Raw genomic sequence first — 24,109 nt, 5'->3', positions numbered from 1 at the left:
AAAGGCTGGCGTTTTTATCAGACCACCAGATTATTCATCTCGCAGTATTCATCCCATTCCACACCCAGTACCTCGGCCGCTTCCTTGTGCAAGGCAAGGCGCTGTTCCTCGAACTCTTCAGGTGTGCTGGTGTACTTGAGCGTCAACTCCCAAGGCTGTAATCCCTGGGCTTCGGCCTCATCCTCGAACGCCCACTGGATCTGGTCTTTTTGATCGTCGGCGCTCAGGTCCTTGATCTCTTCGAGCAACTGGGGCGCATCCAGCACGTACTTCTTCAGTGCTTCTTCGTGTCTGGCTTCCTGGGTCAATGCTTTAGCAGTCATGGCGTTCTCGTTGATCTGGGGAATGGAAGATGGATCTGGATCATCAAGGATCTCTCTGACGCAAAAAACCGTGTGAAGCCCGGTTTATCTGGCCTTCAGAACCATTCGGGGATCATCTGAAAACAAATGTGTGTGCTTTTTGGGACAGGGGAATCCTAACAGAGACACAAGCCTGTGCAACAACCGCAAGTGAGAAGAACCTGGTGCCCGAGACAGGAATCGAACCTGCGACCTTCGCGTTACGAGTGCGCTGCTCTACCGGCTGAGCTACACGGGCGGTGGGCTAAACCTAGCACTGAGCTTATGGCCAGGCAACCTGCGACACGGTGATTTCCCGCACACAGCAAAACGCCCCGAACCAGTCGGGGCGTTTGCTTGTTCAGCGGCTAAGCGAGGGGGTGATTAAACGCCCGACGCCTTGGCTGCCGCTACGTCCTTGATGGACAGCTTGATACGACCGCGGTTGTCCACGTCCAGTACCAGCACTTCCACTTCCTGACCTTCTTTGAGGATGTCGGTCACTTTCTCGACGCGAGCATCGCTCAGCATGGAGATGTGAACCAGACCGTCCTTGCCCGGCAGGATGTTGACGAACGCGCCGAAGTCGACGATACGCTCAACCTTGCCCACGTAGATCTTGCCGATCTCGGCTTCTGCGGTGATGCCCAGGACGCGCTGACGTGCTGCTTCTGCCGCTTCCTTGGTTTCGCCGAAGATCTTGATCGAGCCGTCGTCTTCGATGTCGATCGAAGCCTTGGTTTCTTCACAGATCGCACGGATGGTCGCGCCGCCTTTACCGATGACATCACGGATTTTGTCGGTGTCGATTTTCATCGCGATCATTGTCGGAGCGTTTTCCGACAACTCGGTACGCGACTGACCAATGATCTGGTTCATCTGGCCCAGGATGTTCAGGCGCGCTTCCAGGGCTTGGCCCAGGGCGATTTCCATGATCTCTTCGGTGATGCCCTTGATCTTGATGTCCATCTGCAGTGCGGTCACGCCTTTGGCGGTACCGGCCACTTTGAAGTCCATGTCGCCCAGGTGGTCTTCGTCACCCAGGATGTCGGTCAGGACGGCGAACTTCTCGCCTTCTTTCACCAGACCCATGGCGATACCGGCAACCGGAGCCTTCATCGGCACACCGGCGTCCATCAGGGCCAGGGAAGCGCCGCAGACCGAAGCCATGGAGCTCGAACCGTTGGACTCGGTGATTTCCGATACCACGCGAATGGTGTACGGGAACACGTCAGCGGCTGGCAGCATGGCCTGGACCGAACGACGGGCCAGACGGCCGTGACCGATTTCGCGACGACCGGCGCCACCCATGCGACCACACTCGCCCACCGAGAACGGAGGGAAGTTGTAGTGCAGCATGAACGGGTCTTTTTTCTCGCCTTCCAGGGTGTCCAGCAGTTGCGCGTCACGGGCGGTGCCCAGTGTTGCAACGACCAGGGCCTGGGTTTCGCCACGGGTGAACAGCGCCGAACCGTGGGTCTTTGGCAGAACGCCGACTTCAATGTTCAGCGGACGTACGGTGCGAGTGTCGCGACCGTCGATACGTGGCTTGCCGTTGACGATGTTTTCGCGAACGGTGCGGTATTCGATTTCACCGAAAGCGGCTTTGACTTCAGCGGCAGTCGGCTGGCCTTCTTCACCGGACAGCTTGGCAACCACCTGGTCTTTCAGCTCGCCCAGGCGCGCATAACGGTCGGCCTTGACGGTGATGGTGTAAGCCTGGGAGATCGCTTCGCCGAACTCGGCACGGATCGCGCCCAGCAGCTCGGTGGCTTCGGCTTGCGGAGCCCAGGTCCAGGTTGGCTTGGCGGCTTCGGCGGCCAGTTCCTTGACGGCGTTGATCACCACCTGGAACTCGTCGTGGGCGAACAGTACAGCGCCCAGCATCTGGTCTTCGGTCAGCTCTTTGGCTTCGGATTCAACCATCAGCACGGCTTCGGAAGTACCGGCCACGACCATGTCCAGGCTCGAAGCTTTCAGTTGCTCGTAGGTCGGGTTCAGCAGGTAGCCGGTGCTTTCGTGGAACGCAACGCGGGCAGCGCCGATCGGACCATCGAAAGGAATGCCGGAGATCGCCAGCGCGGCCGAAGTACCGATCATCGCAGCGATGTCCGGATCAGTCTTCTTGCTGGTGGAAACGACGGTGCAGACAACCTGCACTTCGTTCATGAAGCCTTCTGGGAACAGCGGACGGATCGGACGGTCGATCAGTCGGGAAGTCAGGGTTTCCTTCTCGGAAGGACGGCCTTCGCGCTTGAAGAAACCGCCAGGGATCTTACCGGCAGCGTAAGTCTTTTCCTGGTAGTGGACAGACAGAGGGAAGAAGCCCTTGCCTGGATCGGCTTGCTTGGCACCGACAACGGTCACCAATACGCTGACGTCGTCGTCAACGGTGACCAGCACTGCGCCGGAGGCCTGACGGGCGATACGGCCAGTCTCGAGGGTAACGGTCGACTGACCGAACTGGAATTTTTTGATTACCGGGTTCACGGTGTCCTACCTTCTTTGTGGCTCTTGGGGAACTTGTCTTCTTGCGAAATTCTTGGGCAGTGCGGGGAATCGGCCCAACGACTGTCCAGATAAAACTTGAGGCTGGGAGCCTGCCGGCTGCCGGCGCAAAACGCAGGCAACAGGCAGACAACCAACCTCATAGCGCAATCGCTGATTAGCGACGCAGACCCAGGCGACCGATCAAGGTGCTGTAACGACTTACGTCCTTACCCTTGAGGTAATCCAGCAGCTTACGACGCTGGTTTACCATGCGGATCAGACCACGACGGGAGTGGTGATCTTTACCGTTGGCCTTGAAGTGACCCTGCAGTTTGTTGATGTTGGCGGTCAGCAGTGCAACTTGCACTTCTGGCGAACCAGTATCACCAACAGCTTGCTGGTAGTCGGTCACGATCTGAGCTTTTTCTTCAACGCTGAGTGCCATGTGGCTTTCCTCTTGTAAGGTACCGTTCCCAAGGAAACCGTACCAACAGGCCAGGGACAAATCCCTGTATCTATAAATGAGTAGTGACCGTGCCTGTTAACAGCCACACTCGCCAACCTGCTGTTACACAGGCTGGTTCCGGTCATTCCGACCGAATCAGTCGACGCGGCGCAATGCGCCCGTCTTCGCTCACTTCACCGATACCGATGAAGCGGCCATTGTGATCCTGTACCCGTACCATGCCGAACTTCGGTGCATCCGGAGCACGTACCGGTTGGCCGTTGAGCCAGTAGAACGCGCTGTGCTCGGAGAACTGCAACAGCGGCCAGTCCAGCAGGCCGCTGTCCGATGGCATCAGGAAACGGTCAACCGCTTCGTTGCCGCCTTCGGCATGTACCGCTTCGAGCTCTTCCAGCGTGACCGTCTGGGCCAGCGTGAAAGGTCCGGCCTGGGTCCGTCGCAGTTCGGCCACGTACGCACCACAGCCGAGCTTTTCACCGATATCCTCCACTAGGGTGCGGATATAGGTGCCCTTGCTGCAATCGACTGCCAGCCGCGCAGTATTACCGTCAAAGGCCAGCAATTCCAAGCGCGCAATAGTAACAGAACGCGGTTCACGCTCCACTACTTCGCCTGCACGGGCCAGTTTGTATAACGGCTGGCCATCACGCTTGAGAGCAGAGTACATCGGCGGTATCTGGCTGATTTGTCCGCGAAAACCCGGCAACACAGCCTCGATATCAGCCTGACCAACGGTCACCGGCCGCTCCAGCAACACCTCACCTTCGGCGTCCGCCGTGGTGGTGGTCTTGCCCAGTTGCGCCAGGGTTTCGTAACCCTTGTCCGAATCGAGCAAATACTGAGAGAACTTGGTCGCCTCGCCAAAACACAGTGGCAACACGCCGGTAGCCAGCGGATCAAGGCTGCCGGTGTGCCCGGCTTTCTCGGCATTGAGCAGCCAGCGAACCTTCTGCAACGCCGCGTTGGAGGTGAACCCCAGCGGTTTGTCGAGCAGGATGATGCCGCTGACGTTACGGCGGATACGTTTGACCTGAGCCACCATTTACTCCTTGGTGTCTTCGGGTTCAGCCGCAACCGGGTGCTGACTGTCTTCAGCCACGGCGCGCTCGATCAGGGCCGACAGGTGCGCGCCCCGCACGACGCTTTCGTCGTAGTGGAAGTGCAACTGTGGAACGCTGCGCAGCTTCATCTCCCGGGCCAACTGCATCCGCAGGAAACCGGCAGCCGAGTTGAGCACCTTGATGCTTTGGGCGATTTCTTCGGCGCTGTCCTGCCCCATCACGGTGATGAAAATCTTTGCATGACCGACGTCACGGCTGACTTCCACTGCGGTAATGGTGACCAGGCCGACGCGCGGGTCTTTGACTTCGCGACGGATCAGTTGGGCCAGCTCGCGCTGCATCTGATCGCCGATTCGTTGGGTACGGCTATATTCTTTTGCCATGTCTTGTTACCTGTTACTGCCCCACGGTCAAACCCGTGAGGTCTGAAAGCGGCAAACGCCCGGCCTGACAAAAGCCAGACCGGGCGTTGCGTTTAGAGTCCGCCTGAGAGGCAGCGCATGTTCATGCGACTGCCCGGTGCGGCTCTTGAAGTACGCGAGTCAGAGGCTGCGAGCAACCTGGACCTTCTCGAAGACTTCGATCTTGTCGCCGACCTTGACGTCGTTGTAGCTCTTGACGCCAATACCGCATTCCATGCCAGCGCGGACTTCCGAAGCGTCATCCTTGAAGCGGCGCAGGGATTCCAGCTCGCCTTCGAAGATAACGATGTCTTCACGCAGTACACGGATTGGACGGTTACGGTGAACGACACCTTCGATCACCATGCAACCGGCGATCGCGCCAAACTTCGGCGAACGGAACACGTCACGCACTTCAGCGGTACCCAGGATGTTCTCGCGAACATCGCTGCCCAACATACCGGTCAGGGCTTTCTTGACGTCTTCGATGATGTCGTAGATCACGTTGTAGTAACGCATATCCAGACCTTCCTGCTCGACGATCTTGCGAGCGCCGGCATCGGCACGCACGTTGAAGCCAAACAGTACAGCGTTGGAGGCCAGTGCCAGGTTGGCGTCGGATTCGGTGATACCACCGACACCGCCACCGACCACGCGCACTTGCACTTCGTCGTTACCCAGGCCATTCAAGGCACCGTTCAACGCTTCCAGCGATCCACGGACGTCGGATTTGAGGACGATGTTGAGCGTCTTCTTCTCTTCCTGGCCCATGTTCTCGAAGATGTTTTCCAGCTTGCCGGCGTGAGCACGAGCCAGTTTGACTTCGCGGAACTTGCCTTGACGGAACAGAGCCACTTCACGGGCTTTCTTCTCGTCAGCCACAACGCTCATCTCGTCGCCAGCGTCCGGAGTGCCGTCCAGGCCGAGGATCTCGACCGGGATAGCAGGACCTGCTTCCTTGATGGGCTTGCCGTTCTCGTCGAGCATGGCGCGCACGCGGCCATAGTTCGAACCGACCAGCACCATGTCGCCCTGGCGCAGGGTACCGTCTTGAACCAGAACGGTCGCAACCGGGCCACGGCCCTTGTCGAGACGCGATTCGACGACCACGCCACGGCCAGGAGCCGAAGGTGTAGCGGTCAGTTCCAGAACCTCGGCTTGCAACAGAACGGCTTCGAGCAGCTCGTCAACGCCGGTACCCATCTTCGCGGAGACCGGTACGAATGGAGTGTCGCCACCCCACTCTTCGGAAGTCACGCCGTGAACCGACAGTTCGCTACGGATGCGATCGAGATCGGCGCCCGGCTTGTCGATCTTGTTCACCGCAACCACCAGAGGGACGCCAGCTGCCTTGGCATGCTGAACGGCTTCGATGGTTTGTGGCATCACGCCGTCGTCCGCTGCGACCACCAGGATCACGATGTCGGTCGCTTTGGCACCACGGGCACGCATTGCGGTAAACGCAGCGTGACCCGGGGTGTCGAGGAACGTCACCATGCCGCGGTCGGTTTCAACGTGGTAGGCGCCGATGTGCTGGGTGATACCACCCGCCTCGCCTGCCGCAACCTTCGCACGACGGATATAGTCGAGCAGGGAGGTTTTACCGTGGTCAACGTGGCCCATTACGGTCACGACCGGAGCACGGGAAACCGCCTCGCCTTCAAACTTCAGGGACTCGGCCAGGGAATCTTCCAGGGCAGTGTCGCTGACCAGGGTCACTTTGTGGCCCAGCTCTTCAGCAACCAGTTGGGCAGTTTCCTGATCCAGTACCTGGTTGATGGTGGCCGGCGTACCCAGCTTGAACATGAACTTGATGATTTCAGCAGCCTTGACCGACATCTGCTGGGCCAGATCGCCCACAGTGATGGTCTCGCCGATTTTCACTTCACGCACGACAGGGCCGGTAGGGCTCTGGAAACCGTGGGCGTTGCGTTTCTTCAGCTTGGCCTTGCCGCGACCGCCACGACGGAAGCCATCGCTTTCTTCGTCGGTGGTACGTGGCGCAACGCGTGGCGCTGGCGCCTTTTCCTTGACCGAAGCACGATGAGGAGCGTTTTTGCGCTCGCCATCGCCACTGCCCCGACGGTTGTCGTCGGCACGTGGTTTGTCCGGACGACGCTGTTCGTCGCGCTTGCGGGTATCGGCCGCAGGTGCTGGAGCGGGTGCCGGGACCGGCGCGCTTTCACGCACAGGCTCGGCTGCCGGGGCTGGAGCCGCAACGGCTTCGGCCGGAGCGGATTGCGCAGCAGCAGGCTGGCGACGCGCTTCTTCTTCGGCGCGACGCTTGGCTTCTTCTTCAGCCTTCTGACGTGCAGCATTTTCTACTGCGCGACGTTCTTCCAGTTCGCGTTTGCGCTCGGCTTCGATTTCTTCCGGGCTGCGCTGTACGAAGACTTTCTTCTTGCGTACTTCAACGCTGATGCTTTTGCTACCGGCAACACGCAGGGTGCTGGTGGTTTTACGCTGCAGAGTGATCTTGCGCGGTTCTTCCACTTTCGCCTTGTGACTGCTCTTCAAGTGAGTCAGCAGGGACTGCTTCTCACTGTCGGTCACATGTTCCTCGGCGGCGGTGTGCGGCAGACCTGCCTCACGCATCTGCTGCAACAGGCGCTCTACCGGTGTTTTGACCTCATCGGCCAGTTGTTTCACCGTGACTTGCGTCATGCACTTCTCTCCTCAGGCCGCGCCTAATTACTCGAACCAGTGGGCTCGGGCGGCCATGATCAACTTGCCGGCACGATCATCGTCAATGCCGTCGATGTCGAGCAGATCGTCAATAGACTGCTCGGCCAGGTCTTCGCGGGTAATTACGCCGCGCACCGCCAGTTCCATCGCCAAATCCTTGTCCATGCCCTCAAGCGAGAGCAGGTCTTCGGCCGGATGGGCGTCTGCCAGCTTTTCCTCAGTAGCGATGGCTTTGGTCAACAAACGATCCTTGGCCCGAGCGCGAAGCTCGTTGACGATGTCCTCGTCAAAGCCGTCGATGTTGAGCATTTCCTCCACCGGTACGTAGGCAATCTCTTCCAGGCTGGTAAAGCCTTCATCCACCAGCACCTGCGCCAGTTCTTCATCGACTTCAAGCTCTTCGATGAAGTTGCGCAGGATATCGCCGGTTTCAGCTTGCTGCTTAGCCTGGATGTCCGATTCGGTCATCACGTTCAGTGTCCAGCCAGTCAATTGGCTAGCCAGACGCACGTTCTGACCACCGCGACCGATGGCCTGAGCGAGATTGTCTGCGCCAACGGCGATGTCCATTGCATGGGCATCTTCGTCGACGATAATTGCCGCCACTTCAGCAGGCGACATGGCGTTGATCACGAACTGAGCCGGGTTGTCGTCCCACAGGACGATATCCACACGCTCGCCGCCCAACTCGCCGGATACGGCCTGGACACGCGAACCACGCATGCCAATGCAGGCACCTTGCGGGTCGATGCGCTTGTCCTTGGAGCGGACCGCGATCTTGGCACGCGAACCCGGATCACGGGAGGCGGCCATTACTTCGATCAGGCCTTCAGCAATTTCCGGCACTTCGATGCGGAACAACTCGATCAGCATTTCCGGCGCGGTACGCGACAGGATCAGCTGCGGGCCCCGGTTCTCGGTGCGGATTTCCTTGAGCAGCGCACGCAGTCGCACGCCAACCCGGAAAGTTTCGCGAGAAATGATGTCTTCACGAGCCAGCAACGCTTCAGCGTTGTTGCCCAAGTCGACAATCACGTTGTCGCGGGTGACTTTCTTCACGGTGCCGGAGATGATTTCACCCAGGCGCTCGCGATAAGCATCGACGACTTGCGCACGCTCGGCTTCGCGAACTTTCTGCACAATGACCTGCTTGGCGGTCTGCGCAGCAATACGACCGAACTCGATGGATTCGATCTTCTCTTCGACTACATCACCTACCTTGGCGCCAGGATGCGTTTCTGCAACCTTGCTTGGCCAGGTTTCGATAGCCGGATCGTCTAGGTCGGCTTCTTCGACGACCGTCCAGCGACGGAAAGTCTCATAGGCACCGGTGTGGCGATTGATTTCCACACGCAAATCAACTTCGTCTTCAAACCGCTTCTTGGTAGCAGTGGCCAGAGCCAGCTCCAGCGCTTCAAAAATAACGTTAGCCGGTACGCCCTTTTCATTGGATACCGACTCAACAACCAGCAGTACTTCTTTGCTCATCGTACGCCTCGCCTTTCGCAAGCCATTGGATCCGCGGGATCCGCAGTATCTGGCACGTATCAGTCAAAACTGGGAATAATGTTGGCCTTGTCGATCATATCGATCGGCAACAGGAACTCATGGTCTTCTACCTGCACCACGACATCCTGCTCTTCTACACCGCGCAGAAGGCCTTGAAAGTTGCGTCGACCCTCGAAGGGCGAGCGCAGCTTGATCTTCACTTGTTCACCGGCAAACGAAGCGAACTGTTCAAGGGTGAACAGAGGGCGTTCCATGCCAGGCGAGGAAACTTCAAGGGTGTATTCGGAAGTGATTGGATCTTCGACATCCAATACACCGCTGATCTGACGGCTGACGATGGCGCAGTCATCCACCAATACGCCGCCTTCCTTATCGATATAAACGCGCAACAGTGAGTGGCGACCTTGAGCCGAAAACTCAATACCCCAGCATTCATAGCCAAGGGCCACGACCACCGGGGCCAACAAGGCCTGCAACTGTTCTAGCTTGCTCGACACCTGAACCCCCTCGTGCATGTTTGTGCATGCTGTGCAAATAAAAAAAAATGGGCGAATAGCCCATCCCTGAAACGCCGTTGAACAGCGGCGTTATAAAGTGTCCAGCTAACAAAAAGCCCCTTGGAAGGGGCCCCTGAAACTGGTTGCGGGAGCCGGATTTGAACCGACGACCTTCGGGTTATGAGCCCGACGAGCTACCAGACTGCTCCATCCCGCGACAAAGCTGGGGCGGAAGTATACGACCGATCCCTTACAGGGTCAATGTAACCCTTCCACCTACAAGAAAGCCCGCAATCGCGGGCTCTCCTGATAATTGGTACCGAGAAGGGGACTCGAACCCCTACACCCTATGGGCACAACCACCTCAAGGTTGCGTGTCTACCAATTCCACCACCTCGGCAATACAGCGTTTGAAACCTTCTTACTTCTGCTCTTGAGCTGGAGGCACGTCAGTCGCCGGATTGGCCGACTGTTGCTCTTGAAGCACCGGTACATCATCAGAAGCCGGTTGTTGCTTTGGTACTTCCAACACTGCTGGGTTTGGCAAACCTACTTGAGTCAGCTCTTGAGCCTTCTCTTTAGCAAAGTAACCTAACCCCAAGCTGGTTATGAAGAAACCGGCGGCAAGTATAGCAGTAAACTTACTAAGAAAGGTAGAGGAACCTTGGCTTCCGAACACAGTATTTGAAGCACCTGCACCGAAAGACGCACCAGCATCCGCACCTTTACCCTGCTGCAGCAATACCAGGGCAACTACACCCAATGCACCCAGCAGATGAAAAACGACTACGACTGTTTCCAGCATTTTTTCAGTTTCCCGCGGCGCGACAGATCGCACCGAACTCATCTGCATTCAGGGACGCTCCACCAATGAGCCCCCCATCGATATCCGGCATGCCGAACAGTTCGACCGCATTGGCCGCCTTCACGCTGCCGCCGTATAGAAGCCGCACACCTCGTGCCACTTCAGAATTCTCTGCCGCCAACTGCGCGCGGATGGCGGCGTGCACATCCTGCGCCTGTTGCGGCGAAGCAGTCAGTCCGGTGCCAATGGCCCAGACCGGCTCGTAAGCAATGACCGCCTTTGCAAAAGCACCGACACCCAGCTCCTCGATGATGCTGCCCAGCTGACGCTCGACAACTTCAAGGGTCTTGCCGGCTTCACGCTGCACAAGGGTTTCCCCTATGCACAACACCGGAGTCAGACCGCAGGCCTGGGCCGCAGCAAACTTGCGGATCAAGGTCTTGTCCTGCTCGCCCATGATCATGCGGCGCTCGGAATGCCCGACCAAAACCAGGGAACAACCTGCATCCACCAGCTGACTCGGCGCAATTTCACCGGTCAACGCGCCCTGCATGGATTCCACCGCGGAATTCTGCGCACCAACCGCAATCGACTTGCCTTTCAAACCATCAACCACTTGATTGATATACAGGCAAGGCGGGAATACCGCGACGTCAACACCGCTTGACAAGGCCAGATGACGAAGGCCTTTGATCAGCTCAGCGACGCTGGCGCGGGTACCGTGCATCTTCCAGTTACCAGCTACCATAGGGCGACGCATGCTGTACCTCGTCGGTCAAAGTGGGCGCAGATGTTACCCAACCGATTGATGACTGGCAAGCCGAATTCAGGCAGAAACTTCACTAACAAGCTTCGCCAGCTCTTCGGCATAACCGCGGACCTGTGCTTCATCCTCGCCTTCGACCATGACCCGCACCAACGGCTCGGTACCAGACTTGCGCAATAGCACGCGCCCACGCCCGGCCATAGCCTGCGTTACGCGCTCGCTGGCTTGCTTGACCGTCGCATGCTCAAGAGGGTTCGCACCACCGCCGAAACGCACATTAATCAGCACCTGCGGGCATTTGCGCAACGCCTGACGCGACTGCGCAAGCCCTTCATTGCGCGCCTTGAGTGCCATCAGTACTTGCAAGGCAGCAATAATCGCATCGCCAGTGGTGGTGTGGTCAAAACAAACGATATGCCCGGAGTTCTCGCCCCCGATCACCCAATTGCGCTCCAGCAGCTCCGAGATCACATAGCGATCACCGACATTGGCCCGCACGAAGGGAATATCCAGGTCCGCCAGGGCCAACTCGAGCCCGAGATTGCTCATCAACGTCCCCACCACGCCGCCCTGCAGCTTGCCGCGCCCGTGCAGATCGCGAGCAATGACGAACAGCAGCTCATCACCATCGACGACAGTGCCGGTGTGATCGACCATCAGAACCCGGTCACCGTCACCATCAAAGGCAATCCCGAGGTCAGCCTGCTCGGCCAGCACGGCCGCTTGCAGCGCCTCGGTATGAGTGGAGCCGCAGTTGTGGTTGATGTTCAGCCCGTTAGGCTGGGCGGAGAGCACGACAACCTCCGCTCCCAATTCGCGAAATACGCTTGGCGCGACTTTATAGGTCGCACCATGAGCACAATCGACGACGATTTTCAGACCCGAAAAGCTCGTACCGGTGGGCACGCTGCCTTTGCAGAACTCGATATAACGACCTGACGCATCGTTGATCCGCGACACTTTACCGATCTTGCTCGACTCAACCACAGTCATCGGCGCGTCCAGCAGCTCTTCGATCATCAGCTCGATATCATCCGGCAGCTTGGTACCCTGGCCGGAGAAGAACTTGATGCCGTTGTCATCATGCGGGTTGTGTGAAGCACTGATCACGATGCCTGCCTGGGCCTGGAACGTACGCGTCAGGTAGGCAATGGCCGGCGTCGGCATCGGGCCGAGCAGCATCACATCGGCGCCCGCCGAAGTCAGGCCAGCCTCGAGCGCCGATTCGAACATGTAGCCGGAAATTCGCGTGTCCTTGCCAACCAGCACTTTGCAGGCGCCCATCTTGCGGAATGCCATACCGGCAGCCCAGCCGAGCTTGAGCATGAAATCAGGGGTAATGGGGTATTCGCCGACCCGACCACGAATACCGTCGGTGCCAAAGTATTTCTTGCTCATAAGTGCTCCGTCATTCTTATTCGGCTGAATCCACTGCTGCGATCATCCGCACAACATCCATCGTTTCGGCCACATCATGCACCCGCAATATGCGTGCGCCTTTTGTAATAGCCAGGGCCGCCAGCGCAAGACCGCCGTACAGGCGCTCCCCCACGGGACGACCCAGGGCATTGCCTATCATGCTCTTTCGCGAAACCCCGACCAACAGGGGCCGCCCCAGGGTATGCAAGGCTTCCATATGTTTGAACAGGCTCAGATTGTGAGCCAGCGTCTTGGCAAAGCCGAACCCGGGATCAAGAATGATCCGCTGCGCAGGAATACCTGCGGCGGCACATTGATCCAGGCGCTCTACCAAAAACTCTCCGACTTCCCTGGTCACATCATGATAGTGCGGGTCGTCCTGCATCGTTCCGGGCTCGCCCAGCATATGCATCAGACACACCGGCAACCCCGTAGCCGCTGCGGCATCCAGGGCACCATCGCGCTGCAAGGAGCGAACGTCGTTGATCAACCCCGCTCCAAGCCGTGCAGTCTCACGCATGACCGCGGGCGTGGATGTATCCACCGAGATGATGACATCAAGTTCGCGATGAATGCGCTCGACAATCGGCGCCACCCGCTCCAGCTCTTCGGTGGGCGAGACTGCCCGCGCGCCTGGCCGGGTCGACTCACCGCCGACATCGATCAGCGTTGCGCCGGCGACGACCATCGCCTCGGCATGCCGCAACGCAGCATCAAGCTGACTGAATCGACCGCCATCGGAAAAGGAATCGGGAGTGACATTGAGAATGCCCATGACATGGACATGGGACAAATCAAGAACCCGGTTGCCGCAAGGCAACCGGGTTGAGGACTGAACAGAAGTCATTTCAAGCCTTAAACGTCAGCAGCCGGACCGCCAATCGGTGTCTCCGGACGCTCGCCCTGTACCGCCGGAGGCGTACCGGACGTACCGGTGCCGCCGCCCGACCAGTCACGAGGCTCGCGAGGCTCGCGACCTGCCATGATGTCGTCGATCTGCTCGGCATCAATGGTTTCATACTTCATCAGGGCATCAGCCATGGCGTCGAGCTTGTCACGGTTATCCGTGAGGATCTGCTTGGCGGTGCCATAGCACTGGTCGATGATGCTGCGTACTTCAGAGTCGATCAGCTTTGCCGTCTCGCCAGAGAAGCTTGCGTGCTGGCCACCGCCACCACGACCGAGGAACACTTCACCCTCTTCTTCGGCGTACATCAGTGGGCCCAGTTTTTCGGACAGGCCCCACTTGGTGACCATGTTCCGGGCGATCTGGCTGGCACGCATGATGTCGTTGGACGCGCCGGTGGTTACACCGTCAAAGCCCAGTGTCATTTCTTCGGCAATACGGCCGCCGTAGAGCGAACAGATCTGGCTGATCAGCGCACGCTTGGACAGGCTGTAACGATCTTCTTCTGGCAGGAACATGGTCACACCCAAGGCACGACCGCGCGGGATGATCGAGACCTTGTAGACCGGGTCATGCTCGGGCACCACACGACCAACGATCGCGTGACCCGCCTCGTGATACGCCGTGTTCTGCTTTTCTTTCTCGGACATGACCATGGATTTGCGCTCCGCGCCCATCATGATCTTGTCTTTGGCCAGTTCGAACTCTTTCATCTCAACGACACGCTTGCCGGTACGAGCAGCGAACAGCGACGCCTCGTTGACCAGGTTCGCAAGGTCGGCACCGGAAAAACCCGGTGTACCACGAGCGATCACTGCCGGAGCGACGTCGTCACCCATCGGCACCTTGCGCATATGAACCTTGAGGATCTGTTCGCGACCACGAATGTCCGGCAGCCCCACCACGACCTGACGGTCGAAACGGCCTGGACGCAACAGCGCAGGATCGAGCACGTCCGGACGGTTGGTGGCGGCAATCACGATGATGCCGTCATTCATTTCGAAACCGTCCATCTCGACCAGCAACTGGTTGAGGGTCTGCTCGCGCTCGTCGTGACCACCACCCATGCCGGCGCCACGATGGCGACCGACAGCGTCGATTTCGTCGATGAAGATGATGCAAGGCGCGTGTTTCTTGGCCTGTTCGAACATGTCACGCACACGACTGGCGCCCACACCGACGAACATTTCCACGAAGTCGGAACCGGAAATCGTGAAGAACGGCACTTTGGCTTCGCCGGCAATCGCCTTGGCCAGCAAGGTTTTACCGGTACCCGGAGGACCAACCATCAGCACGCCGCGTGGGATACGGCCGCCCAGGCGCTGGAACTTGCCCGGATCACGCAGGAATTCAACCAGCTCGCCGACCTCTTCCTTGGCCTCATCGCACCCGGCGACGTCGGCCAGGGTGGTTTTCACCTGGTCTTCGGAGAGCAGTCGGGCCTTGCTTTTGCCGAAACTCATCGGCCCACCCTTGCCACCGGCACCGCCCTGCATCTGGCGCATGAAGAACATGAACACCGCGATGATCACCAGGATCGGGAAGCTGGCCACCAGAAGCTGGGTCCAGATGCTCTGCTGCTCAGGCTGCTTGCCTTCGACCACGACATGATTGTCCACCAGGTCGCCGATCAGGCCGTTGTCCTGAATCGCCGGACGAATGGTCTTGAAGCTGTCGCCATCGGTGCGCTTGCCGGTAATCACATAACCATCGACGGCAACGCGCTCGACCTTGCCATCCTTGACTTGCTGGATGAAGTCGGAATAGTTGAGGGTCTGCGGCTCGTTAGGGCTGGAGAAGTTGTTCATCACGGTCACAAGGACAGCGGCGATGATCAACCACAGGATCAGATTCTTTGCCATATCGTTCAATTAACTACCCTCTGAAGCAAGCTCCGCTACTGGCGCGCGCTTCGCATGATATTCACCGGCCTAACTTACTACATTACCTACGACTCTGGCAGGCGCCGTCTGTAACCCTTTGTGAAACTCTGACCGCGTAATTTTCGTAACACGGCTCTTGCAAGGCGAGACAAAAAAACTATCGGCCTTTATCAAAGACGCTCATCACTGGCTGCGCCTTCAATTCCCCGGAAGCCCCGCGCCAGCAGATACTGCTCACGAGAGCGATCGCGCGACGACAATGGCTTGCGCATCTGCACTTTGTCGAACAGCTTGCGCATCCCCTTGTGGTATTCATCAAAACCTTCACCCTGGAAGACCTTGATCAAAAAATCACCACCTGGGCGCAACACCCGCCCGGCAAGATCCAGGGCCAGCTCGCTGAGGAACATTGCTCGAGGCATGTCGACAGCCGCCAATCCACTCATATTGGGGGCCATATCGGAAATCACAAGGTCAACCTGCGTATTTCCGACAGCCTCCAGAATCTGCGCCAGCACGGCGTCTTCGGTGAAATCGCCCTGGATGAAGGTCACGTCGGGGATGCTGTCCATTTCCAGGATGTCGGAAGCAATCAATCGCCCCTGACCGCCGATCAGACGACTGGTCACCTGAGACCATCCCCCCGGCGCGGCGCCAAGGTCGATCACGGTCATGCCAGGACGGATCAGACGATCCTTTTCCTGGATTTCGAGCAATTTATAGCTGGCACGAGAACGATAGCCGTCTTTTTGCGCCATTTTGACGTACGGATCGTTGAAATGCTCTCTGAGCCAGTTCTGGCTAGTCTTGGAACGGGCCACGGGCCACCTCTAAAAAATAAAACGGGTCGTGATTAACTGGGCGGTCCCGGACTCGCTCGGGTAAACTGGCCGCCGCTTTTTACAAGATCAGACGCAGGGGTCAGATTATGCCGCTCACTCAAGAGCAGAAGAAACAATACAAATCCATTGGCCACCATCTGAAACCGGTTTTGACTGTGGCTGACAACGGTTTGACTGAAGGTGTTCTAGCTGAACTGGAACGCGCCTTGGGCGATCATGAGCTTATCAAGATCAAGCTCAATATTCTCGATCGCGAAGCCCGCCTGGCTGCCGTTGCCGAACTGTGCAAGACCGGCAAGGCAGACCTGGTGCAGGTCATCGGCAAGATGGCACTGATTTATCGCAAGAATTTCAGCGTCAACAAGCAACTGTCGAACGTTCACCGCTTCAAGTAATGCCAAAGGGTCAAGGGTGTGCTTCGCGCACCCTGCTGCTCCATCCGGGTACCGGTTGCAACACCAGCACCAACCCGGAAAAACCCAGCACCAGGTAGCTGAATACCTGCCACAGGCTCGCATCCGGCCAGCCGAGACGTACAGCAAGAAACATCCCGCACGCATACAACGACATGAGCAGCAACTGCCCACGAATGTCGCGCCATAGACTGTCAAGCCCCTCGGCCTGAACCAGCACCAAAGCCTGAAACACTACGCATGCCGAGGAAAAACCCACCAGAAGCGACGTCAGCATAGCTGCGATTTCATCGATGAGCAGCGGTGCCAGGCCGATTCGACCCAGCACCGGCAGCAAACCGACGTGCAACAACCAGACGCCGCCCACCCACAACATCTGGGTGAGCTGCCAGATCATGGCGCCGGCTCGCAGCGGACGCCTTCGCTCAGATGTGACGGACTTCGACAATCTCATACTCGATGACACCACCCGGCGTCTTCACAACCACTACATCGCCCTCTTCCTTGGCAATCAAGGCACGAGCAATGGGGGAGCCGACGGAAATCTTGCCAAGCTTGATGTCCGCCTCGTCCTCACCAACGATCTGGTAAGTGACGCTTTCATCAGTCTCAACGTTGGCGATTTCCACTGTGGTGCCGAAAATGACCTTGCCAGTGTGCGGGATCGTCGTGACATCGATGATCACGGCATTCTGCATGCGACCTTCGATATCACGGACTCGCGCCTCGACCATACCCTGCTCCTCGCGGGCAGCGTGGTATTCGGCGTTTTCCTTGAGATCGCCCAGCTCACGCGCTTCGCCAATCGCCTGGCTCAAGCGCGGACGCTCGACCTTGGTCAGGAAAGCGTGTTCTTCTTCCAGGGCCTTCGCGCCCTGAACCGTCATCGGGTACTTGGTTATGCTCATGCCTTCAATCCTGCATGTAGATCCTGCAAGCGACGCACGGTCTTCTCGGGACCGAACTTGAGCGCTTCGCAGATAGCTTCGCCCGCAGCAATGGTCGTGGTGCAGTAGATCTTGTGCTGCAGCGCGTTGCGACGAATGGAATACGAATCGGCGATCGACTGGCGACCTTCGGTGGTGTTGATGATCAGCGTGACTTCGTCATTCTTGATCATGTCGACCACGTGCGGACGCCCCTCGGTCACCTTGTTCACGCGGCGCACCTTCAAGCCAGCCGCCTCGATCAGCTTGGCGGTACCGGCAGTGGCGACCACTTCGAAGCCCAAGTTGATCAGATCACGGGCCACGCCTGCAACCAGCGGCTTGTCGTCATCACGCACGCTGATGAACGCCGTGCCGCCAGTTGGCAGAACTTCGCTGGCGCCCATCTGGGCCTTGGCAAAAGCTTCGCCGAAGGTATCGCCCACGCCCATGACTTCGCCGGTGGACTTCATTTCAGGGCCGAGGATCGGGTCCACACCAGGGAACTTGGCGAACGGGAACACCGCTTCTTTGACGCTGTAGAAGTTCGGAATGATTTCCTTGGTGAAGTTCAGCTCTTTCAGGGTCTTACCGGCCATGACCCGTGCAGCGATCATCGCCAGGGACACACCGATGCACTTGGAGACGAACGGTACGGTACGGGACGCGCGCGGGTTGACTTCGATGACGTAGATGTCCTCGCCCTGCAGGGCCAGTTGCACGTTCATCAGGCCGACCACGCCCAGCTCCAGGGCCATTTTCTTGACCTGCTCGCGCATTTCGTCCTGGATGTGGGCCGGCAACGAATAAGGCGGCAGCGAACAAGCGGAGTCACCGGAGTGAACACCGGCCTGCTCGATGTGCTGCATGATCGCGCCGATCACCACGTCCTTGCCGTCACAGACCGCATCCACGTCCATTTCGATGGCGCAGTTGAGGAAGTGGTCCAGCAGCACCGGGCTGTCGTTGGACACCTGAACCGCTTCGCGCAGGTAGCGCTTGAGTTCGTCTTCCTGGTAAACGATTTCCATCGCCCGACCGCCCAGCACATAGGACGGCCGCACCACCAGCGGGTAACCGATCTTGGCGGCGGCGCGAATCGCTTCGTCTTCGCTGCGCACGGTAGCGTTAGGTGGCTGACGCAGGTTCAGACGCTCAACCATCTGTTGGAAGCGCTCACGGTCTTCGGCACGGTCGATGGCATCCGGACTGGTCCCGATGATCGGCACACCGGCCGCTTCAAGGGCACGTGCCAGTTTCAGAGGGGTCTGGCCACCGTACTGGACGATCACGCCTTTTGGCTTCTCGACACGGACGATTTCCAGCACGTCTTCCAGGGTCACTGGTTCGAAATACAGGCGATCAGAGGTGTCGTAGTCGGTGGACACGGTTTCCGGGTTGCAGTTGACCATGATGGTCTCGTACCCGTCGTCGCGCAGGGCCAGTGCCGCGTGCACGCAGCAGTAGTCGAACTCGATGCCCTGGCCGATCCGGTTAGGACCGCCACCCAGGATCATGATCTTGTCACGCGTCGACGGCGCGGCTTCACACTCTTCCTCGTACGTGGAGTACAGGTAAGCAGTGTCGGTGGCGAATTCGGCGGCGCAAGTGTCCACGCGCTTGTAGACCGGGAACACTTCAAGCTTGTGGCGATGACTGCGCAGGCTCTTCTCGGTCACACCCAGCAGTTTTGCCAGGCGCATGTCGGAGAAGCCCTTGCGCTTGAGGCGGAACATCGTGTCGTGGTCAATGCTGGACATGCCCAGGGTCTTGACCTTCTCTTCTTCCTTGATCAGATCTTCGATCTGCACCAGGAACCAAGGGTCGATCATGTTCATGCCGAAGATCTGCTCGACGGTCATGCCGGCACGGAAGGCGTCCGCCACGTACCAGATCCGCTCGGCGCCCGGCACGGTCAGCTCACGCTTGAGCTCGCTCATGGCGTCCGGGTGGCTCAGGTCCAGCTTCGGATCGAGGCCGCAAACACCTACTTCCAGACCGCGAAGGGCTTTCTGCAGGGATTCCTGGAAGGTCCGGCCGATGGCCATGACTTCACCGACCGACTTCATCTGAGTGGTCAGGCGGGCGTCGGCCTTGGCGAATTTCTCGAAGGCGAAACGTGGCAGCTTGGTGACGACGTAGTCGATGGACGGCTCGAAAGACGCCGGGGTCTTGCCACCGGTGATGTCGTTCGACAGTTCGTCCAGGGTGTAACCCACAGCCAGTTTGGCCGCGACCTTGGCGATCGGGAAGCCGGTGGCTTTCGAGGCCAGGGCCGAGGAACGGGATACCCGCGGGTTCATCTCGATGACCACCATGCGACCGGTGTTCGGGCAGATGCCGAACTGGACGTTGGAGCCGCCGGTTTCCACGCCGATCTCGCGCAGTACCGCCAGGGAGGCGTTCCGCAGGATCTGGTATTCCTTGTCAGTCAGCGTCTGGGCGGGTGCGACGGTGATGGAGTCACCGGTGTGCACGCCCATCGGGTCGAAGTTTTCGATGGAGCAGACGATGATGCAGTTGTCCTTTTTGTCGCGGACAACTTCCATTTCATATTCTTTCCAGCCGATCAGGGATTCGTCGATCAGCAGCTCTTTGGTCGGCGACAGATCCAGACCACGGGCACAGATTTCTTCGAACTCTTCACGGTTGTAAGCGATGCCGCCACCGGTGCCGCCCATGGTGAAGGACGGACGGATGATGCACGGGAAGCCGAGGCGCTCCAGGACGGCGTTGGCTTCTTCCATGCTGTGGGCGATGCCCGAGCGTGGGCAGTCCAGGCCGATGGATTTCATCGCCTTGTCGAAGCGCGAACGGTCTTCGGCCTTGTCGATGGTGTCGGCGTTGGCGCCGATCATTTCCACACCGAACTTCTCCAGGACGCCTTCACGTTCCAGGTCCAGGGCGCAGTTCAATGCAGTCTGGCCGCCCATGGTCGGCAGCAGTGCGTCCGGGCGCTCCTTTTCGATGATCTTGGCAACGGTCTGCCACTTGATCGGCTCGATGTAGGTGGCGTCGGCCATGGCCGGGTCGGTCATGATGGTGGCCGGGTTGGAGTTCACCAGGATGACGCGATAGCCCTCTTCGCGCAGGGCTTTACAGGCCTGGGCGCCGGAGTAGTCGAATTCGCAGGCCTGGCCGATCACGATCGGGCCAGCGCCGAGAATCAGGATGCTTTTTATGTCTGTACGTTTTGGCATGGGTTTGTCACTCAAATCCGCAGGTCAGTCGGCTAGGCCGTCGAACAATCTTTGCAGCGCCCAAGGGGACCACCGGTTTCGGGGCCGCCCTCAGGCTTCACGCGGTCAGCGTCGCTTGGCCATCTCGGTGATGAAGCGATCGAACAGCGGCGCTACATCGTTCGGGCCAGGGCTCGCTTCAGGGTGGCCCTGGAAGCTGAATGCGCTCTTGTCGGTACGCTCGATGCCTTGCAGCGTGCCGTCGAACAGCGACTTGTGGATCGCCCGCACGTTTGCCGGCAGGGTCGCCTCATCCACCGCAAAGCCGTGGTTCTGGCTGGTGATCATCACCACGCCAGTATCCAGGTCCTGGACCGGGTGGTTGGCGCCGTGGTGGCCGTGCCCCATTTTCAAGGTCTTGGCGCCCGAAGCGAGGGCCAGCAACTGATGACCGAGGCAGATGCCGAACACCGGGATCTCGGTTTCCAGCACGTCCTTGATCGCCTGGATCGCGTAGTCGCAAGGCTCGGGATCACCCGGGCCGTTGGACAGGAACACGCCGTCAGGATTGAGGGCCAGGACATCTGCCGCCGGAGTTTGCGCCGGCACCACGGTCACGCGGCAACCACGCTCCACGAGCATGCGCAGGATGTTCAGCTTGACGCCGTAGTCGTACGCAACCACGTGGTACGGCAGCTCGGAAGCCTCGATCGTCGCGTGGCTGTCGGTTTTCAAGTCCCAGACCGTGGAGCGCCACTCATACTGCTTCTTGGTGCTGACGACTTTCGCCAGATCCATGCCTTTAAGGCCAGGGAAGCCCTGGGCAGCGGCGATGGCGGCTTCTTCAGTGATGTTGTCACCAGCCATGATGCAGCCGTTCTGCGCGCCCTTCTCACGAAGGATGCGGGTCAGGCGACGGGTGTCGATACCGGCGATTGCCACAACGTTGTTGGCTTTCAGGTAGTCGGACAGGGACATGGTGTTACGCCAGTTGCTCGCTACCAGCGGCAGATCACGGATGACCAGGCCGGCGGACCAGACACGATCGGACTCGGCATCTTGCGGCGTGGTGCCGGTGTTGCCGATGTGCGGGTAAGTCAAAGTAACGATTTGCTGGGCGTAGGAAGGATCGGTAAGAATTTCCTGATAGCCGGTCATTGCGGTGTTAAACACCACCTCACCAACGGTCTGGCCGTCGGCTCCAATGGCTTCGCCGCGAAAAATGCTGCCATCAGCAAGGGCGAGTATGGCTGGCTTAGTCAAGAAGACCTCCCGTAAATAAAGCCTGAAAGGGCGATCGCAGGTTGTAAAAAAGCGGAGTGACGTATGGACACGTCACCCCGCTTGTTCACTGAATTATTCTGCGCGCTTTTAGTGGACACACTAAAGCTGTAGCTTACAGAAAAAGGCTTTTTGGGTCCACCGCTAATGAGCCTTAAAGGCAGGGGAATGCGACAGGTCGTCGCGAGGCGGTGTAAAACGGGGCTCAGTATAACCTGAACCCCGCTTTCTGGCGCTGCGTCTGGCAAAAGGTTTGCCAGACAGCACACCGCAACATCAACGCAGGTCGAGAACATCCTGCATGTCGTACAGACCAGCCGGGCGGCCATCCAGCCACAACGCGGCACGCACCGCACCCTTGGCGAAGGTCATGCGGCTTGACGCCTTGTGAGTGATCTCCAGACGCTCGCCCTCTGTGGCGAACAGCACGGTGTGATCCCCCACCACATCCCCACCACGAACCGTGGCGAAACCGATGGTGTCGCGCTCACGGGCACCGGTATGCCCTTCGCGTCCGTAGACGGCCACCTTCTGCAGATCGCGACCCAAGGTATCGGCAATCACTTCGCCCATGCGCAGGGCCGTGCCCGAAGGCGCGTCGATCTTGTGCCGGTGGTGAGCCTCGATGATTTCGATATCCGCATCGTCACCCAGAACCCGAGCCGTCATCTCCAGCAGCTTCAACGACAGATTCACACCCACGCTGAAGTTCGCCGCAAAAACGATCGGAATATCGTTGCCAGCCTCGGCCAGTAACTGCTTTTGCGCAGCATCCAGCCCGGTCGTGCCAATGACCATGGCCTTGCCATGCTTGCGGCAAATGGCCAGATTTTTCAGCATCACTTGCGGCAGGGTGAAATCGATCAGGACATCGAACTCATCCAAGACCTTTTCCAGGCCACCGGACATCGGCACCCCGATACGCCCCAGGGAGGCCAACTCGCCCGCATCAGCACCGACCAGCGTACTGTCGGGCCGGACGATAGCAGCTGTCAGGCCCGAGAGCGGCGAGCGCTGCTGCACCGCCTCGACCAACGCCTTGCCCATGCGCCCGGCAGCGCCCATCACAGCTATACGTCGCATGCGAGCTCCTTACAGATCGCCGAAGAAGCGCTTCACGCCTTCGAACCAACCGGTGGTTTTCGGGGAATGGCTGTTATCGTCCGCCAGCGAGCTGCGGAACTCTTCCAGCAATTCGCGCTGACGCCGACTCAGATTGACCGGAGTCTCCACCGCAACACGGCACATCAGGTCACCCGCACCGCCGCCACGCACCGGCGCAACACCCTTGCCGCGAATCCGGAACTGCTTGCCGGTTTGCGTGCCCTCGGGGATTTTCAGCTTCACGCGACCATCGAGGGTCGGGATCTCAAGCTCACCGCCCAAGGCCGCATCGACGAAACTGATCGGCACTTCGCAGAACAGATGCTTGCCGTCGCGCTGGAAGATCGCGTGCTCACGCACGTTGATGACCACGTACAGGTCGCCAGTCGGACCGCCCTGGGCACCCGCCTCGCCTTCGCCAGACAAACGGATGCGGTCACCGGTATCGACACCGGCCGGCACTTTCACCGACAGCGTCTTGTACTCTTCGACGCGCCCTTCGCCGTGGCAGGAATCGCACGGATCGGAAATGATCTTGCCCTGGCCATGGCAACGCGGACAGGTCTGCTGCACAGAGAAGAAACCCTGTTGCATGCGCACCTGACCGATGCCGCCGCAAGTCGGACAGGTGACGGGCGAGGAGCCCTTCTTGGCGCCCGAACCGTCACACGGCTTGCAATTGACCAGCGTGGGAACGCGGATGTTGACGGTGGTACCGCGCACCGCCTCTTCCAGGTTCAACTCCAGCGTGTAGCGCAAATCGCTGCCGCGCTGGGCGCCGCCACGAGCACCACCGCGACCGCCACCGAAGAAGTCGCTGAACACGTCGCCAAAAATATCGGAGAAGTTCTGCCCGCCAAAACCGGCACCGCCGCCGCCCATGCTCGGGTCGACACCGGCATGACCGTACTGGTCGTAAGCCGCACGCTTGCTGGAATCGGACAGTACTTCGTAAGCCTCATTGGCTTCCTTGAACAACTCTTCCGACGCTTTGTCGTCGGGATTACGGTCCGGGTGGTGCTTCATTGCCAGACGACGGTAGGCCTTTTTCAGGTCCGCGTCGCTTGAACCACGCTCGACACCCAATACTTCGTAATAGTCACGCTTTGCCATTAGTCTTTGCACTCTTATAGG

At 58.9% G+C, this 24,109-nt stretch carries 21 protein-coding genes and 3 tRNA genes; 1 reads left to right on the top strand and 23 read right to left on the bottom strand.

All coding sequences use genetic code 11. The annotated features are described in order from the left end of the window. Positions 1–17 precede the first annotated feature (17 nt). The 17 genes from CRX69_RS08335 to rlmE form a co-directional block, all read right to left on the bottom strand. The gene (locus tag CRX69_RS08335; protein WP_047229051.1) at positions 18–323 is read right to left on the bottom strand and encodes a DUF6388 family protein; all 306 of its coding nucleotides are present in this window, start codon (positions 321–323) and stop codon (positions 18–20) included. A gap of 201 nt (positions 324–524) precedes the next feature. After that, positions 525–600: transfer RNA gene (locus tag CRX69_RS08330), tRNA-Thr, on the bottom strand. 125 nt (positions 601–725) lie between these two features. Next, on the bottom strand, positions 726–2,831 hold the full coding sequence (gene pnp / locus CRX69_RS08325; protein WP_047229052.1) for a polyribonucleotide nucleotidyltransferase: 2,106 nt from the start codon (positions 2,829–2,831) through the stop codon (positions 726–728). Positions 2,832–3,006: 175 nt separating this feature from the next. Next, positions 3,007–3,276 carry a 30S ribosomal protein S15 gene (gene rpsO / locus CRX69_RS08320; RefSeq protein WP_024684882.1) on the bottom strand — a complete coding sequence of 90 codons (270 nt, stop codon included), beginning with the start codon at positions 3,274–3,276 and terminating at the stop codon, positions 3,007–3,009. A 142-nt stretch (positions 3,277–3,418) separates the two neighbouring features. After that, on the bottom strand, positions 3,419–4,336 hold the full coding sequence (truB, locus tag CRX69_RS08315) for a tRNA pseudouridine(55) synthase TruB (RefSeq protein ID WP_076383530.1): 918 nt from the start codon (positions 4,334–4,336) through the stop codon (positions 3,419–3,421). Between the two features lie 3 nt (positions 4,337–4,339). Further along, positions 4,340–4,741 carry a 30S ribosome-binding factor RbfA gene (gene rbfA / locus CRX69_RS08310; RefSeq protein ID WP_003177871.1) on the bottom strand — a complete coding sequence of 134 codons (402 nt, stop codon included), beginning with the start codon at positions 4,739–4,741 and terminating at the stop codon, positions 4,340–4,342. A 159-nt stretch (positions 4,742–4,900) separates the two neighbouring features. Continuing rightward, complete coding sequence (infB, locus tag CRX69_RS08305; RefSeq protein ID WP_047229053.1) at positions 4,901–7,423, bottom strand: translation initiation factor IF-2; 2,523 nt, start codon at positions 7,421–7,423, stop codon at positions 4,901–4,903. Between the two features lie 27 nt (positions 7,424–7,450). Then, positions 7,451–8,932, bottom strand: coding sequence for a transcription termination factor NusA (gene nusA / locus CRX69_RS08300; protein WP_047229054.1), 1,482 nt, complete (start codon positions 8,930–8,932; stop codon positions 7,451–7,453). 59 nt (positions 8,933–8,991) lie between these two features. After that, positions 8,992–9,450, bottom strand: coding sequence for a ribosome maturation factor RimP (gene rimP / locus CRX69_RS08295; RefSeq protein ID WP_025211790.1), 459 nt, complete (start codon positions 9,448–9,450; stop codon positions 8,992–8,994). Positions 9,451–9,590: 140 nt separating this feature from the next. Beyond that, positions 9,591–9,667, bottom strand: a tRNA-Met gene (locus tag CRX69_RS08290). 97 nt (positions 9,668–9,764) lie between these two features. After that, positions 9,765–9,850 (bottom strand) — tRNA-Leu (locus tag CRX69_RS08285). Positions 9,851–9,871: 21 nt separating this feature from the next. Then, positions 9,872–10,255, bottom strand: coding sequence for a preprotein translocase subunit SecG (gene secG, locus CRX69_RS08280; RefSeq protein WP_047229055.1), 384 nt, complete (start codon positions 10,253–10,255; stop codon positions 9,872–9,874). A 4-nt stretch (positions 10,256–10,259) separates the two neighbouring features. Next, positions 10,260–11,015, bottom strand: a complete 756-nt coding sequence (tpiA, locus tag CRX69_RS08275) for a triose-phosphate isomerase (protein ID WP_107321863.1) — start codon at positions 11,013–11,015, stop codon at positions 10,260–10,262. A 66-nt stretch (positions 11,016–11,081) separates the two neighbouring features. Next, positions 11,082–12,419, bottom strand: a complete 1,338-nt coding sequence (glmM, locus tag CRX69_RS08270; protein WP_107321862.1) for a phosphoglucosamine mutase — start codon at positions 12,417–12,419, stop codon at positions 11,082–11,084. Positions 12,420–12,435: 16 nt separating this feature from the next. Then, a complete protein-coding gene (gene folP / locus CRX69_RS08265; protein ID WP_107321861.1) occupies positions 12,436–13,287 on the bottom strand; it encodes a dihydropteroate synthase in 852 nt (283 codons plus the stop codon). An 8-nt stretch (positions 13,288–13,295) separates the two neighbouring features. Continuing rightward, a complete protein-coding gene (gene ftsH, locus CRX69_RS08260; RefSeq protein WP_047229059.1) occupies positions 13,296–15,209 on the bottom strand; it encodes an ATP-dependent zinc metalloprotease FtsH in 1,914 nt (637 codons plus the stop codon). Between the two features lie 191 nt (positions 15,210–15,400). Further along, a complete protein-coding gene (rlmE, locus tag CRX69_RS08255; RefSeq protein ID WP_047229060.1) occupies positions 15,401–16,051 on the bottom strand; it encodes a 23S rRNA (uridine(2552)-2'-O)-methyltransferase RlmE in 651 nt (216 codons plus the stop codon). 107 nt (positions 16,052–16,158) lie between these two features. Between rlmE and CRX69_RS08250 the strand changes: the two genes are divergently transcribed. Beyond that, positions 16,159–16,467: a YhbY family RNA-binding protein gene (locus CRX69_RS08250; protein ID WP_003177852.1), complete on the top strand. Its 309-nt coding sequence runs from the start codon at positions 16,159–16,161 to the stop codon at positions 16,465–16,467. 10 nt (positions 16,468–16,477) lie between these two features. Here CRX69_RS08250 and CRX69_RS08245 read toward each other — a convergent pair whose 3' ends face one another. The 6 genes from CRX69_RS08245 to dnaJ all read right to left on the bottom strand — a co-directional run bounded on the left by CRX69_RS08245 (position 16,478) and on the right by dnaJ (position 24,088). Further along, positions 16,478–16,882, bottom strand: a complete 405-nt coding sequence (locus tag CRX69_RS08245) for a hypothetical protein (protein ID WP_047229061.1) — start codon at positions 16,880–16,882, stop codon at positions 16,478–16,480. A gap of 28 nt (positions 16,883–16,910) precedes the next feature. Beyond that, a complete protein-coding gene (gene greA, locus CRX69_RS08240) occupies positions 16,911–17,387 on the bottom strand; it encodes a transcription elongation factor GreA (RefSeq protein ID WP_027911987.1) in 477 nt (158 codons plus the stop codon). A 2-nt stretch (positions 17,388–17,389) separates the two neighbouring features. Further along, positions 17,390–20,611 (bottom strand): carbamoyl-phosphate synthase large subunit, encoded by a 3,222-nt coding sequence (gene carB / locus CRX69_RS08235; RefSeq protein WP_047229062.1) that lies wholly within the window; start codon positions 20,609–20,611, stop codon positions 17,390–17,392. Between the two features lie 105 nt (positions 20,612–20,716). Continuing rightward, positions 20,717–21,853 carry a glutamine-hydrolyzing carbamoyl-phosphate synthase small subunit gene (gene carA, locus CRX69_RS08230; RefSeq protein ID WP_047229063.1) on the bottom strand — a complete coding sequence of 379 codons (1,137 nt, stop codon included), beginning with the start codon at positions 21,851–21,853 and terminating at the stop codon, positions 20,717–20,719. A 294-nt stretch (positions 21,854–22,147) separates the two neighbouring features. After that, the gene (dapB, locus tag CRX69_RS08225; RefSeq protein WP_107321860.1) at positions 22,148–22,954 is read right to left on the bottom strand and encodes a 4-hydroxy-tetrahydrodipicolinate reductase; all 807 of its coding nucleotides are present in this window, start codon (positions 22,952–22,954) and stop codon (positions 22,148–22,150) included. Positions 22,955–22,963: 9 nt separating this feature from the next. Then, on the bottom strand, positions 22,964–24,088 hold the full coding sequence (gene dnaJ, locus CRX69_RS08220; protein ID WP_047229065.1) for a molecular chaperone DnaJ: 1,125 nt from the start codon (positions 24,086–24,088) through the stop codon (positions 22,964–22,966). Positions 24,089–24,109 lie beyond the last annotated feature (21 nt).

This window comes from Pseudomonas rhizophila, assembly GCF_003033885.1.
GTDB lineage: Bacteria > Pseudomonadota > Gammaproteobacteria > Pseudomonadales > Pseudomonadaceae > Aquipseudomonas > Aquipseudomonas rhizophila.
This window is presented reverse-complemented; position numbering and strand designations above follow the sequence as displayed.

Excerpts from the sequence above, each read along its gene's own strand:
- glmM (WP_107321862.1), bottom strand. The coding sequence starts at position 12,419 with ATGAGCAAGAAATACTTTGGCACCGACGGTATTCGTGGTCGGGTCGGC.
- folP (WP_107321861.1), bottom strand. The coding sequence starts at position 13,287 with ATGACTTCTGTTCAGTCCTCAACCCGGTTGCCTTGCGGCAACCGGGTT.
- ftsH (WP_047229059.1), bottom strand. The coding sequence starts at position 15,209 with ATGGCAAAGAATCTGATCCTGTGGTTGATCATCGCCGCTGTCCTTGTG.
- rpsO (WP_024684882.1), bottom strand. The coding sequence starts at position 3,276 with ATGGCACTCAGCGTTGAAGAAAAAGCTCAGATCGTGACCGACTACCAG.
- CRX69_RS08250 (WP_003177852.1), top strand. The coding sequence starts at position 16,159 with ATGCCGCTCACTCAAGAGCAGAAGAAACAATACAAATCCATTGGCCAC.
- rbfA (WP_003177871.1), bottom strand. The coding sequence starts at position 4,741 with ATGGCAAAAGAATATAGCCGTACCCAACGAATCGGCGATCAGATGCAG.
- dnaJ (WP_047229065.1), bottom strand. The coding sequence starts at position 24,088 with ATGGCAAAGCGTGACTATTACGAAGTATTGGGTGTCGAGCGTGGTTCA.
- secG (WP_047229055.1), bottom strand. The coding sequence starts at position 10,255 with ATGCTGGAAACAGTCGTAGTCGTTTTTCATCTGCTGGGTGCATTGGGT.
- nusA (WP_047229054.1), bottom strand. The coding sequence starts at position 8,932 with ATGAGCAAAGAAGTACTGCTGGTTGTTGAGTCGGTATCCAATGAAAAG.
- CRX69_RS08335 (WP_047229051.1), bottom strand. The coding sequence starts at position 323 with ATGACTGCTAAAGCATTGACCCAGGAAGCCAGACACGAAGAAGCACTG.
- dapB (WP_107321860.1), bottom strand. The coding sequence starts at position 22,954 with ATGCGACGTATAGCTGTGATGGGCGCTGCCGGGCGCATGGGCAAGGCG.
- CRX69_RS08245 (WP_047229061.1), bottom strand. The coding sequence starts at position 16,882 with ATGATCTGGCAGCTCACCCAGATGTTGTGGGTGGGCGGCGTCTGGTTG.
- carB (WP_047229062.1), bottom strand. The coding sequence starts at position 20,611 with ATGCCAAAACGTACAGACATAAAAAGCATCCTGATTCTCGGCGCTGGC.
- tpiA (WP_107321863.1), bottom strand. The coding sequence starts at position 11,015 with ATGCGTCGCCCTATGGTAGCTGGTAACTGGAAGATGCACGGTACCCGC.
- infB (WP_047229053.1), bottom strand. The coding sequence starts at position 7,423 with ATGACGCAAGTCACGGTGAAACAACTGGCCGATGAGGTCAAAACACCG.